The 12,832-nt window shown below is 52.4% G+C and carries 10 protein-coding genes; 9 read left to right on the top strand and 1 reads right to left on the bottom strand.

The features are described from left to right. Positions 1 to 246 precede the first annotated feature (246 nt). The 3 genes from FYJ51_RS01365 to FYJ51_RS13435 all read left to right on the top strand — a co-directional run bounded on the left by FYJ51_RS01365 (position 247) and on the right by FYJ51_RS13435 (position 5,549). The gene (locus FYJ51_RS01365) at positions 247 to 4,596 is read left to right on the top strand and encodes a PolC-type DNA polymerase III (RefSeq protein WP_154502327.1); all 4,350 of its coding nucleotides are present in this window, start codon (positions 247 to 249) and stop codon (positions 4,594 to 4,596) included. Between the two features lie 84 nt (positions 4,597 to 4,680). Further along, on the top strand, positions 4,681 to 5,313 hold the full coding sequence (locus tag FYJ51_RS01360; RefSeq protein ID WP_205946101.1) for a MerR family transcriptional regulator: 633 nt from the start codon (positions 4,681 to 4,683) through the stop codon (positions 5,311 to 5,313). Further along, positions 5,310 to 5,549, top strand: a complete 240-nt coding sequence (locus tag FYJ51_RS13435) for a hypothetical protein (protein ID WP_205946100.1) — start codon at positions 5,310 to 5,312, stop codon at positions 5,547 to 5,549. Before FYJ51_RS01360 ends, FYJ51_RS13435 begins: the two co-directional genes overlap by 4 nt. A 179-nt stretch (positions 5,550 to 5,728) precedes the next feature. Here the strand turns inward: FYJ51_RS13435 and tnpB are convergent, their stop codons facing one another. After that, positions 5,729 to 6,889 carry an IS200/IS605 family element RNA-guided endonuclease TnpB gene (tnpB, locus tag FYJ51_RS01355; RefSeq protein WP_154502324.1) on the bottom strand — a complete coding sequence of 387 codons (1,161 nt, stop codon included), beginning with the start codon at positions 6,887 to 6,889 and terminating at the stop codon, positions 5,729 to 5,731. Positions 6,890 to 6,941: 52 nt separating this feature from the next. Here tnpB and FYJ51_RS01350 point away from each other — a divergent pair, with 52 nt between their 5' ends. The 6 genes from FYJ51_RS01350 (at position 6,942) to rbfA (ending at position 12,797) form a co-directional block, all read left to right on the top strand. Next, positions 6,942 to 7,829: an NAD(P)H-dependent amine dehydrogenase family protein gene (locus FYJ51_RS01350; protein WP_205946099.1), complete on the top strand. Its 888-nt coding sequence runs from the start codon at positions 6,942 to 6,944 to the stop codon at positions 7,827 to 7,829. Positions 7,830 to 7,925: 96 nt separating this feature from the next. Then, positions 7,926 to 8,390, top strand: coding sequence for a ribosome maturation factor RimP (gene rimP / locus FYJ51_RS01345; protein ID WP_105303809.1), 465 nt, complete (start codon positions 7,926 to 7,928; stop codon positions 8,388 to 8,390). 23 nt (positions 8,391 to 8,413) lie between these two features. Continuing rightward, complete coding sequence (gene nusA, locus FYJ51_RS01340) at positions 8,414 to 10,222, top strand: transcription termination factor NusA (protein WP_235897184.1); 1,809 nt, start codon at positions 8,414 to 8,416, stop codon at positions 10,220 to 10,222. Continuing rightward, a complete protein-coding gene (rnpM, locus tag FYJ51_RS01335) occupies positions 10,222 to 10,479 on the top strand; it encodes an RNase P modulator RnpM (protein ID WP_105303808.1) in 258 nt (85 codons plus the stop codon). The genes nusA and rnpM overlap by 1 nt, the downstream gene beginning before the upstream one ends. Positions 10,480 to 10,545: 66 nt before the next feature. Further along, positions 10,546 to 12,435, top strand: coding sequence for a translation initiation factor IF-2 (gene infB / locus FYJ51_RS01330; RefSeq protein ID WP_105303807.1), 1,890 nt, complete (start codon positions 10,546 to 10,548; stop codon positions 12,433 to 12,435). Between the two features lie 2 nt (positions 12,436 to 12,437). Next, positions 12,438 to 12,797, top strand: a complete 360-nt coding sequence (rbfA, locus tag FYJ51_RS01325) for a 30S ribosome-binding factor RbfA (protein WP_105303806.1) — start codon at positions 12,438 to 12,440, stop codon at positions 12,795 to 12,797. Positions 12,798 to 12,832 lie beyond the last annotated feature (35 nt).

Below are 12,832 nucleotides of genomic sequence, written 5' to 3'. Positions count from 1 at the left end.
ATAGACAGTTCCTCCAGTTCTATCGTTAGATGGCAGTAATCTGGCTGATATCTAAATGTTAAAGGAAGAACCGTTTCAGATCTACTTAATGCAAGCCCTTTATAACTTCTTGTTCAGACATACTTAATGCAATACTGGGGTTGCGTTAACTTTTACAAGTGAAGTTTCTGAAATAGCATCACCGGAAACCGGAGTCTTCCGGTTTTCTTGTGGTAGAATGAGAGACGCTCAAGAGGTAGATTAGGAATGACCATGACTCTGAAATCCATCCTGGACCTGATCGGGGCAGGGAATCGAGAAGCCTATGCTGCAGCCGAAGTGACTGCAGTGCGCTTTTACCGGCATCCGGTTCATGTGGAGCTGGAGCTTTCCAGTCCTTGCCCGCTGCCGTGCGAGGATTACCGGGAGCTGCTGGAACTGCTGGAACAGTATCTGAAATGTCCCTGCTATGTGTCCATCTCGGCAGGAGATGGCAGCTGCAGCAGGGATGAATTGTATAAATATCTGACGCTTTACTACGAAGAAGAAAAAGAAAGTGCGCTGCTGAAAGACGCTGTTTTTCAGTATGACGCAGATGCCCGTTCGATAGACTACCGGTTCGCCGAATCCGTTTCCAGAGACCGGGCAGAGGAGCTGCTAGCTCCGCTGCAGGAATATCTGAAGAAAGTCGGCATTGAAGTATCAGGAATCACTGCTTCCGTCGAAGAACCGGAAGCTCCCCAGGTGGAGACTGTCTTCATGGAAGCTCCGGCTCCTTCTGCACCAGCTCCTATGGAACATGCGCGTCCACAGGCAGATTCTCATCGCAAGTTCTTCCGTCAGAAGAAGGAAGACTGGCCCCTCGTGCATCTGAAGGACGTGCATGATCCGGTAGACAGCATTCAGTTTGAAGGCAAGGTATTTGCGGTCGAAGAAGTCGTCACGAAGGCAGCTCAGAAGACGATTCAGACGCTCTCCGTCTATGACGGGACCGATGCGATTCTTGTCAAGCGGTTTGAGGGCAGAAACTTCACGAAAGAAGACCTCGGGCTTGTGAAGGAAGGCATGCGGGTCAGAATCTACGGATCTGTCGTCTTTGACAACTATGCCCGGGATCTGGTCGTGCAGGCATCAGCCACGGATATTCTTGAAGAAGAGAAGATCACGGATCCGGCGGAAGAGAAGCGGGTCGAGCTGCATATGCATACGAATATGTCGGAAATGGATGCGGTCTGCGAGCCGCAGACCATCGTGAAGTATGCATGGGATCTCGGCCATGAGGGCATCTGCATCACCGATCATGCCGACGTGCAGTCCATGGTCAAGGCATTCAATACCGCCCAGAGCCTGAAGAAAGGCAGCGACCGGAAGTTCAAGGTAGGCCTCGGCTGCGAGATGAATATGGCCGATGACAAGCCGAAGATTGTCCGCAACCGCATCAATGCGGATCTGGAAGACGCGACCTATATCTCCTTTGACCTTGAGACCACTGGTCTTTCCTGCTATTACGATTCGATTATCGAATTCGGTGCAGTCAGGCTGAAACATGGCAGTGTCGTCGATCGCAAGCAGATGTTCCTGAAGCCGCCGTTTCCGATTCCGGCCAACATCTCGCATAAGACGAACATCACCAATGAAATGGTGAAGGATGCGAAGTCCTTTGCGGAAGCGTGCGATGAGATCCTGGACTGGATCGGGGATGATATCCTGGTTGCGCACAATGCGACTTTCGACTACCACTTCCTGAATGAAGAGCTGAGAAGAATCGGCCGGCCGCCGCTGCATAACTGCGTCATCGATACGCTGGATCTCGCCAGAGTGGTGCTGAAAGACCGCCACTTCTACCGGTTAGGCAATATTTCGAACTACTACCGCATTTCCTATGACGAAGAAGTGGCGCATCGTGCGGATTATGATGCCGAAGTGCTTTCTTCCGTGTTCCTGTGTCTGCTGAAAGATGCGAAAAAGCTCGGCGCGGTAACAGTCAATGATCTGCAGGACAAGCTTCCGGACCGGGGCTTCTACAAGAAGGCCCGCCGGTCACATATCATCGTTCTCTGCAGGAATCATGAGGGTCTGAAGCGTCTCTATCAGATGGTCACCGAAAGCTGCACGGATACGTTAGCGGTGCTCGGAAAGGAGGGCGGCGCAGCCGAACCGAGAATTATGCGCTCTTCGGTGCAGAAAGACCGCACGAATATTCTGATCGGCACATCCTGTCAGAACAATGAAGTATGGGAACTGGCATGCAACGGCGATGATCAGCGCCTGGAAAATGCGATGCGTTTCTACGACTATGTCGAGCTGCAGCCGCTGGCGAACTACACGACGTTTGTCGCGCTGGGCAATGTTCCTTCGATGAACCGGGTGAAAGAGGTGCAGAAGCGCATCATTGCCATGGCGGACAAGCTCCATATTCCGGTTGTCGCAGACAGCGATGCGCATTACTGTACCCCGGATCAGAAGATCTTCCGGGATGTGTACATCATGTCCCAGGGTGTAGGCGGTGCGACTCATCCGCTTTATATCCGCGATGAGGCGCTGCGTGTCAGAACCCCGAATCCCGATCAGCATATCCGTCTCACGAATGAGATGCTCGATGCCTTCAGCTGGCTGGAAGATCCTGATCTCGTGCATCGCATCGTCATCGAGAACCCGCATAAGATCTTCGATTCCCTCGAAGAGGTGCGGCCGGTTCCTTCGGGAACTTATCCGCCGACCATCCCCGGTTCGGATGACAAGCTGCGCGAGATCTGCTACGGAACGATGAAAGAAGAATATGAGTTCGAAGGGAAAGTGCCCGACATCGTCAGAGACCGTCTGGATACCGAACTGGAGAACATCATCCGCAACGGCTTCGGCGTGCATTACTACATAGCCCATCTGCTTGTCAAGAAATCCAATGCGGATGGCTATATCGTCGGATCCCGTGGCTCCGTCGGTTCTTCGTTTACCGCAACCATGTCCCGCATCACGGAAGTCAATGCGCTGCCGCCGCATTATCTCTGCCCGAAGTGCCATTATTCCGAATTTCTGGATGATCCGGGCATTGCGTCCGGATTCGATCTGCCGGATAAGCGGTGTCCGCACTGCGGCGCGATCATGCGCGGCAATGGCCACAATATTCCGTTCCAGACCTTCCTCGGATTCAATGCGGACAAGACCCCTGATATCGATCTGAACTTCTCGAATGAATACCAGGCACATGCCCATGCATTCATCAAGGAAGTCTTCAATGACAAGCACGCATTCCGTGCCGGCACGATCGGCACCGTCGCTGAGAAGACTGCTTACGGCTATGTCAGCGGCTATTGCGAGAAGATGGAAATCACCGACATGCGCCGGCCGATGAAAGACTATCTGGCCAAAGGGTGCCAGAACGTCAAGCGCACGACCGGTCAGCATCCGGGCGGCATCATCATCATTCCGGAAGGCTATGATGCAGAAGACTTCACGCCGGTCCAGTATCCGGCCAATGATCCCAACAGCGAATGGAAGACAACCCATTACGACTTCCATGATATCCATGACAATGTTCTGAAATTCGATATCCTCGGTCATGTCGATCCGACAGCGATGCGTCTGCTTCAGAATATCTCGAAGACCAAGCCGACCACCATTCCGATGAATGATCCGGAAGTGTTATCGCTGTTCTACTGCGATGATGCCCTGAAAGCAGATCCGCGAGTATACAAGAAAGAAACCGGCGCCTTAGGCCTGCCGGAGTTCGGTACCCGCACGACCCGGAAAGTTCTCGAAGAAACCAGGCCGAAATGCTTCAGCGATCTGGTCATCATCTCTGGTCTTTCCCATGGAACCGATGTCTGGGCAGGCAATGCCGAGAGTCTGATTCAGGAAGGAACCTGCACGCTTTCCGAAGTCATCGGATGCCGTGACGATATCATGACCTATCTCCTGAACAAAGGTCTGGAACCGCTCATGGCCTTCAAGACCATGGAAGGCGTCCGCAAAGGCAAAGGCCTTACGCCGGAGCAGGAAGCAGCGATGAAAGAGCACAATGTTCCGGACTGGTATATCGGCTCCTGCAAGAAGATCAAGTACATGTTCCCGAAGGCCCATGCCGTGGCTTATGTCATGATGGCAATCCGCATTGCCTGGTACAAGGTTCATGAGCCATGGAACTTCTATATCCAGTTCTTCACGCTGCGTTCGGATGCATATGAGATCGAGACGATGTGCAAGGGCCTCGAAGCGGTCAGAGACCGCATGCAGGACATTCAGAGCCGCATGCAGAACCGCTACTCGACCAATCCGGTCACGAACAAGGAAAAAGCGCTGTTTGATGTGCTGGAAGTCTGCGAAGAGATGTATGCCCGCGGCTATAAGATGTCCATGGTCGACCTGTACAAGTCGAAAGCAACGGAATTCTGCACCGATGGCGACGATGTGCATACGATCATCCCGCCGTTCACTGTCATTGACGGTCTGGGGGCAAACGTTGCCAGAAGCATCGTCGAGGCCAGAGAAAAAGGCGAGTTCCTTTCCGAGGAAGATGTGCTCAAGCGCACGCAGCTCAGCGATACGCTGCTGAAGAAGCTGAAGGCATATGGATGCCTTGGCGATCTGCAGGAAAAGAACCAGATGAGCCTGTTCTGAGATTCAAGCTTCAGAGATGGATTGAGAAATCTGTTTCTGAAGCTTTTTCTGTGATAAACACTAATAATACGTGAAAGCTTTCACATGATGGATGAACTGGATAAATCTTCTCTGATTCCGATCGGCAGGATGGCAGAGATCAATCACATGACGGCAGCAGCCCTTCGTCTTTATGATGAGAAAGGACTGCTGAAACCGCGCTATGTGGATCCGGATACGGGCTGCCGCTATTATGACTGGAATCAGAATGCCCGCCTCGATATGATTGCCAGCATGAAAGAGCTCGGCATAACCCTGCAGGAAATTCATGAGATCTTCGAGAAGAAGGATATGGACCGCGTGGAAGAACTGCTGGCAGAGCGCAATGAACAGCTCTATGAACAGCGCCGGGCCCTTAAGGAACAGCAGAAATCCATTCAGCGGGCAATCCGCAGCATGGAGCGGTTCCGCAAATCCCCGGTCACCGGCATGGTTTCTCTCGAATATATCGAGCAGAGATATTTCTGGGGCATTCCATGTTCCGGAAATTTCTATACGGAAGGCTTGACGTGTTTCGAGCAGAATGCAGCAGATCTGAGGAATGAGCTGGTGGAGCAGGGTTTTCTCAGATTCATACTTACAGCATCGCTACTTCCGTTCAGAAGGATCTGTTTCTGGAACGGAAGTTCTGCCCGGATCTGGTCTTCGTGTTCGTCGACCGGGATCAGTGCAGCGTGAGGAATGATATCAGGATCGCAGACAGCGGGATGTATGCATGCATCTACGCGGATGACTTTTCCGAAGAACAGGACTATGCCTGCAGGCTGCTCTCATGGTGCAGGGAAAACAGCTGTCAGATTGCCGGCAATTATTTCTGCGAGATCATGACAGAATTCAATGTGTTCGATGAGAACCAGAGAGGGATGTTCATGCGTCTGCAGGTACCTCTGCACTTCGAGAAAAACCACTCGTGAATTGATTCATAAAAAGGGGTTGACTCTCTTCCTGGAGGAGGCTTTAGGCTGAAACCTTGACACTCCCACGGCTAAAGCCTGTGGGATTCTTGCTTCAACGAGAACTGCGGCATGGTGCCGTCTTACACTCTCTTCTGCAAGCGTTACTTCCCGTGTGCCCCACGGTACGTATAGGCGTTTCAGACTACAGAAATTGCAGTCTTCGGTTCGTTGAGGATTCTGATCCCTTCTGCAAGGATATTCCGTGCGGCATTCTGATCACGATCATGCACTGCTCCGCACTGCGAACAGATCCACTTCCGCACTTTCAGATCTTTTACACCCGGGTTCTTGTATCCACACTCATGGCAGATCTGTGAACTTGGATAGAACGTATCAACTTTGATCAGAAAGCCGTTACGTTCTTTTACTTTGTATTCCAGCATCTGAAAGAACGCACTCCAGCTCACATCGCTGATTGCCTTTGCCAGCTTGTGGTTTCTGACCATTCCGCGGATATTCAGATGCTCGGCATAGATGATTTGGTTTTCATCAGCTAACGCCGTGCTCTGCTTCTGAAGAAAGTCGGTTCTGGCATTGGCAATGCGTTCGTGAATCTTAGCGACTTTGACCCGCTGTTTCTGATAATTCCGGCACTCACTCAGACGACGGCCTGCCTTCTTGGCTGCTTCATACATACGGGAAAGCCGGCGCTGTTCTTTAGCAAGTTTTCGGCTGAGCTTTGCAAGAATGTGCGGGTTCTCAGCAATGCGGCCTTTCGAGTCGGTATAGAACTCGGCAAGCCCTACATCAATTGCAATCTCTCCGCCAGCGGATTTCTTAGAGGCTGCGATCTCATCCACGCAGAAGGAGACTTCGTATCTGCCGGCTGCTGTCAGTGAGATCACTGCGTTCCTGATCGCTCCATGCGGAAATCTCGAAATACGGGCCCGGACAATGCCAAGCTTCGGAAGTTTTACATGGTGCTTATCAATAATCTGAATGCCGCCATTCTGATTGCGTGTACGATATGAAAACTTATAAGCGCGCTTCTTTGTCTTGAACTTTGGATACTTTGCACGTCCGGTAAAGAAATTCTGAAATGCTTCATCCAGATCTTTCAGCGCAGTCTGCAGTGCCATACTGTCAGCCTGCTTCAGCCACGGATATTCAGGGTCCTGCTTCAGATCCGTCAATAGCGAGCACATCATCGCATACGAAAGATGGATACCTTCTGTCTGATACGCATACTCGTTCAGATCGAGAAACCGATTGTACACAAAACGAGCAGAATCAAGTGTTTCCTGAATCGGCTTCTTCTGTGTTTCATTCGGTTCTAATCTGAACTTGAATCCTTTCATCTCTGTGCTTCCAATTATATGATATGAAGCAGAAAGAGTACATCAGCTGTGTATGGCTCGGCTTTCTCGCCGGTTACTTGTAAAGATTTCTGATAATGCCGACAAAGTTCTGGATAAATGCGATGCAGATATCGCGATCGTCACGCTGTTCAGCTTCATCAAGGACATCGATCCGCATGTCGAGAAGTGCCTGAGCAGAGGCATCAATGTGATCACGACGTGCGAGGAAGCAATCTATCCGTGGACGACGGAAGCAGGAATCGTCAACCGCCTGGATGCGATGGCTAAGGAGCATCACTGCACGATGACTGGTTCCGGCATGCAGGATATCTTCTGGATCAACATGCTTGCTCAGGCTTGTGCTGGCTGCCATTCCATCAAGAAGATCAAGGGTGCCTACAGCTACAACGTCGATGAATACGGGATGGCACTTGCTCAGGCACATGGCTGCGATCTGACTCCCCAGGAGTTCGAGCAGCAGATTGCGCATCCGGAAGTATTCGAACCTTCCTATGCATGGAACTCCGTTGAAGCGATCTGCAGCAAACTCGGCCTCACGATTTCTTCTATCACCCAGAAACATGTTCCGTGCATCTTGGATCATGATCTGTTCAGCAGCACGCTGAATCAGGTGATTCCGGCCGGACGATGCATCGGCATGTCGGCAGTGGTCACGGCTGCGACGCTGCAGGGCATCGAAGTCGAGGAAGAGACGATCGGCAAGGTATACGGACCAAAGGACGGCGACCTCTGCGACTGGAAGATCGAAGGCGAGCCGGATGTCGAATACCATGTGGTGAAGCCGGCAACCGTGGAGCATACGTGTGCGACGATCGTGAACCGGATTCCGACAATTCTGAAAGCACCGGCCGGATATGTCACGGCGGATCAGCTGGAAGAACTCCGCTATCTCACGTATCCGACGGAATTGTATCTCTGAGGATGGAGAACCGCTTGCAGAAACGGGGAAATCTGCTATATTAATCATGTAACAGGGAGTGCGGAAGCACTCCTTAATTATTGATTGGGAGGAGCGATGGAAAATACCGGTCAGCTGAAAGAACTGCTGGAACCGATCCTGAAGGAATGCGGCGTGAGGCTGTATGACCTGAAGTGGACCGGCGGAAGCGAGCATACGCTGGAAGTTTCAATTATGCACGAAGACGGGTCGATGGACCTTGATACGTGCGCGGAAGTCAGTACAAAGCTTTCGGATTTCCTGGATGCGAAGGATATCATCAAGTCCGCCTACACCCTGGAAGTGTGCAGTCCTGGTGCAGAGCGCGAGATCCGCGATCTGAAGGAGCTGGAGACGATGCATGAGCCTTATGTGTTCATGCGCCTGAAACATCCGTTTAAGAAACTCATGGAACTGACCGGAACGGTGAAGAGTTATTCCGATGGTGTAATCATTCTGGAATACCGTGAGAAAGCAGCGGTCAGGAAAGCGGAGATTCCTGCAGCCGATATTGAAAAGATCCGCCTGGCAATCAAATTCTGAAGGAGAGAAAAAGTAGAATCATCATGGAACTGAAGTACAAAGATATGATCAAGGCGCTCAACGCCATTGAGGATGAGCGCAAGATTCCGGAAGACGTTGTCCTCGATGCGCTGAAGGAAGCGATGGCAAAAGCCTACAAGAAAGATGCAGAGCTTTCCGACATCAACGTGGAAGCTGAGATCAATGAGAAGAATCAGACGATCGATATCTATCAGCTTTATAATGTGGTCGAAGATGTCGAGGATGATGAGCTTGAGATCTCGCTGCCGGATGCACGTGAAATCAAGGCAGATACGTATCTCGGCGATGTGATCCGCCGCAAGGTGGAGATCAACGGCATGTCGAGAGCTGCCGCATCCCTGGCCAGAAATGTCATGCGCCAGAAGATCCGTGAAGCTGAGAAGGTAGCGGTCTATGATGCGTATATCGACCAGCTGTATGACATGGTCATCGGAATCGTCGAGTCCGTCAAGGACAAGTTCGCGCTGATCAATCTCGGCAAGACGACGGCGCTGATGCCGAAGTCCGCGCAGATTCCGCAGGAACATCTGATTGAAGGGCAGAAGATCCGGGTTGTCATCACCGAAGTCAACAAGGATACCAAAGGCTCCCAGGTTCTGGTCAGCCGGGCTGATCCGATGCTCGTGAAGCGTTTGTTCGAGAAGGAAGTACCGGAAGTTGCTCAGGGGATCGTCGAGATCAAGGCCATTGCCAGAGAACCTGGCGAACGCACGAAGATGGCAGTCGTCAGCTACAATCCGGAAGTAGATCCGATCGGTGCCTGCATCGGTCAGAGAGGCGCCCGGGTTCAGGAAATCATCGAAGAGCTTCATGGCGAGAAGATCGATATCTTCCCATGGAGCGAGGATGTAACGGTATTAGTCAAGAATGCGCTGGCTCCGGCAGAAGTCGAAGCAGTTCTCCCGGGTGAAGATGAGCGTTCTCTGCTCGTGGTGGTCGCAGAAGATCAGCTGTCTCTAGCGATCGGCAAGAAGGGCAAGAACGCAAGACTTGCCGTGAAACTCACCGGCCGCAAGATCGATATCAAGACCAAGGCAGAGCTCACGGAAATGGGCGTCGACTATGAGAAGCTCATGAAGGAAGCAGAACAGCGCAAGGCTGAACTGGCCAAGGAACATGAAAAGCGCGAAGTGGAACGCATGVAGCGTGAAGCCCGCGAGGCGGAGGCAAAGCGGCTTGCCAAGGTAGAAGAACTTGCCAAGGCAAGCAAGGAAGCTGCGGAAGCTGCGGCTCGTGAAGAAGACGCAATTCCGGAAGAGATGCAGGAAGTCATGAGCGAGAAGATTCGCAATGACATTGCGAATGAAACCGCTGCTCCGCAGGAAGAGACCAAGCCTGAGGAAGCTGCAGAACCGGCAGAAGAAGTGAAGGAAGAAGCTCCGGCACCAGAAAAACCTGCAGAGGAAGCAGCACCTGCCGAAGAGGAAAAAGCAGAAGAACCACTGAAGGAAGCAGAGCCGTTCAAGGCCGAAGAGCCGAAGGCGAAGAAGCATAAGGCTGATCTTGAAGAGATGGCAAGCAAGAATGACTATGTCTCCGTCTTTGAGAAGCTGGCCAGCACTTCCAAGCCGAAGCAGCAGACACCTGCCCGCAGAAAGCGTAAGAACAAGGATGATGACGGCATCAAGGTCCGCAACGATGTCCTGCTCGAGCAGCTTGGCAAGCAGAATGCGGCAGAGCCTGCAAAGCCGGTCTACACCGAAGAAGAGCTTGCTGAAATCGAGGCTCAGCAGCAGGCGGAAGAAGACAGCCAGTATGACATCGATTACGATGAATACGAAGATTACTATAAGGACGAGGAAGGCAAGTAATGCCGAAGAAGATACCGATGAGACGGTGCATCGCTACGGGCGAGCAGCTTCCGAAGAAGGAGCTGCTGCGCATCGTGCGTACACCGGAGGGAACGCTTGCCGTTGATGCGACCGGCAAGGCGAATGGCCGCGGAGCCTACCTGAAGAAGGACCTGGAGGCCGTGGAGAAAGCAAAGAAGAATGGTTCCCTGGCACGTGCGCTGGAAGTGAAGATCCCGGATGAATTCTGGGATACGATCCGAGCAGCGATCCGTTAGCCGGGAATTCAGAAAGAGAGGCGATGCCCGCAAAGCTTGTCTGCAGAAGGAAAAGGAGGAAATGCAATGCAGAAGAAAAACAATTTCAAACCAGGCGCAAACCGGAACAATAACACAAGCCGCAAGCGCAATAATAACAGCAGCCGCGGAAGAAACAATAACAGCCATCCGCAGGGATTTTCCCCGCGCCGTCAGCAGCCGGATATCCATGCCATCACTTACAGTGACGGCATCACTGTCGGCGAACTGGCCAAGAAGTGCGGCCGGAATGCCGGCGATCTGATCAAGATCCTGTTCATGCAGGGCAAGATGGTGACGATCAACAGCTCGCTGGATGACGACATGGTCGAGACGGTCTGCCTGGAATATGATATCGAACCAACCAAAGTCAAGCCGAAGGATGAAGACAGCTTGGAAGACGAAGAACCGGATGATCCGAAGCTTCTGAAAGAACGTCCGCCGATCGTCACGATCATGGGTCATGTTGACCATGGCAAGACCACGCTGCTCGATGCGATCCGCAAGACTAAGGTCGCTGCTGGCGAAGCCGGCGGCATCACCCAGGCCATCGGCGCTTATCAGGTTTCCATCAAGGGACGCAAGATCACGTTCCTCGATACGCCAGGCCATGAAGCATTCACGGCCATGCGTGCAAGAGGTGCCAAGGTCACGGATATCGCTGTCATCGTCGTCGCTGCCGATGACGGTGTCATGCCGCAGACCAAGGAAGCAATCGACCACGCAAAAGCAGCAGATGTGCCGATGATCGTCGCTGTCAACAAGATGGATAAGCCGGGAGCCAATCCGGACCGCGTCAAGAGCGAGATGGCTGATCTCGGCATCATGCCGGAAGAATGGGGCGGCGATACGATTTTCGTTCCGACTTCTGCAAAGAAGGGAGAAGGCATTTCCGATCTTCTGGAGACAATTCTGACCGTTGCGGACATGAAAGAACTCAAGGCGAACCCGAAGCGCTTAGCTTCCGGCACTGTCATTGAAGCAAAGCTTGATAAGGGCAGAGGCCCCGTCGCAACGCTGCTGGTCCAGAATGGAACGCTGCATCATGGTGATCCGATCGTGGTCGGCACTTGCTTCGGCAAGGTCCGCAAGATGACGGATGAAGATGGCAACGAGCTCAGAAGCGCCGGACCGAGTTCCCCGGTTGAGATCATCGGTCTCAATGATGTTCCGGAGGCAGGCGATCTGTTCCGTGCCTATGGCGAAGAGAAAGAAGCACGTGCAGTCGCTGACCGCCGCAACCGCAAGAAGGTTGAAATGCAGCGCCGCAAGACTGCTGCGATGAGCCTCGAAGACTTGTCCAAGGAAATCGAAGCAGGTGAAATTAAGGAAATCCCGGTCATCATCAAAGCCGATGTCCAGGGTTCTGCCGAAGCTGTCAAATCCTCTCTTGAGAAGCTGGATGTCAAGGGTGTCAAAGTCAATGTCATCCATGCGACAGCCGGTGCGATCACTGAATCCGATATCATGCTCGCAGATGCTTCGAAGGCAATGATCATCGGTTTCAATGTGCGTCCGGATGCGACGATCCGCAAGAAGGCAGAAGATGCCGGTGTTGAGATCCGTCTGCATAACATCATTTACAAAGTCACTGAAGAGATGGAGAATGCCATGAAAGGCATGCTGGCGCCGGTCTATACCGAAGTCGTCATCGGCCAGGCAGAAGTCCGTCAGACTTACAAGGTATCCAAGGTCGGAACCATCGGCGGCTGCATGGTCACGGATGGCAAGCTGACCAGAGACTGCGGTGTCCGTCTGATCCGCGAAGGCATCGTCATCTATACCGGAAAGCTCGGTTCTCTGAAACGGTTCAAGGATGATGCGAAAGAAGTGCTTGCCGGTTATGAATGCGGCATCACGATTGAGAACTATAACGACATCAAGGTCGGCGACGTCATCGAAGCATACCAGGAACAGGAAGTTCCTGCTGAGGCCTGAGTATGGCAAAAACCGTCAAGCAGAAACGGCTGGAAGGAATCATCCGCCGCGATGTGACTGAGATCATCGCGTTTCAGGTCAAAGACCCGGATGTCTCGAATGTGACGGTCACGGATGTGCGCGTCTCGAATGATCACAGCTATGCGACGATCTACGTGACGTTCTATGGCAACAAGTCCCACCGCGATGCGATGGCAGCGCTTGAGAAAGCAAAGGGCTATATCCGCTCCGAACTCGCTCAGCGCCTGGACATCCGCAGATGTCCGGAGCTCAGGTTCGAGATTGACCGGACCGAAGAGAACGGCCGGCACATCGATGAGCTGATCGCCAGGATTCACGAACAGGAAAACAGAACGGAATAAGTTGCTGTGAGCGGCTTTCTGAGGAAGGCCGCTTT

Source organism: Stecheria intestinalis (assembly GCF_009696165.1).
Lineage (GTDB): Bacteria > Bacillota_I > Bacilli_A > Erysipelotrichales > Erysipelotrichaceae > Bulleidia > Bulleidia intestinalis.
The sequence above is the reverse complement of the archived record's forward strand: the minus strand, read 5'-3'. Positions and strand labels throughout refer to the sequence as shown.

Coding starts and splice junctions, on each gene's coding strand:
- FYJ51_RS01365 (WP_154502327.1), top strand. CDS start 247: ATGACCATGACTCTGAAATCCATCCTGGACCTGATCGGGGCAGGGAAT.
- FYJ51_RS01360 (WP_205946101.1), top strand. CDS start 4,681: ATGATGGATGAACTGGATAAATCTTCTCTGATTCCGATCGGCAGGATG.
- tnpB (WP_154502324.1), bottom strand. CDS start 6,889: ATGAAAGGATTCAAGTTCAGATTAGAACCGAATGAAACACAGAAGAAG.
- FYJ51_RS01350 (WP_205946099.1), top strand. CDS start 6,942: ATGGCTCGGCTTTCTCGCCGGTTACTTGTAAAGATTTCTGATAATGCC.
- rimP (WP_105303809.1), top strand. CDS start 7,926: ATGGAAAATACCGGTCAGCTGAAAGAACTGCTGGAACCGATCCTGAAG.
- rnpM (WP_105303808.1), top strand. CDS start 10,222: ATGCCGAAGAAGATACCGATGAGACGGTGCATCGCTACGGGCGAGCAG.
- infB (WP_105303807.1), top strand. CDS start 10,546: ATGCAGAAGAAAAACAATTTCAAACCAGGCGCAAACCGGAACAATAAC.
- rbfA (WP_105303806.1), top strand. CDS start 12,438: ATGGCAAAAACCGTCAAGCAGAAACGGCTGGAAGGAATCATCCGCCGC.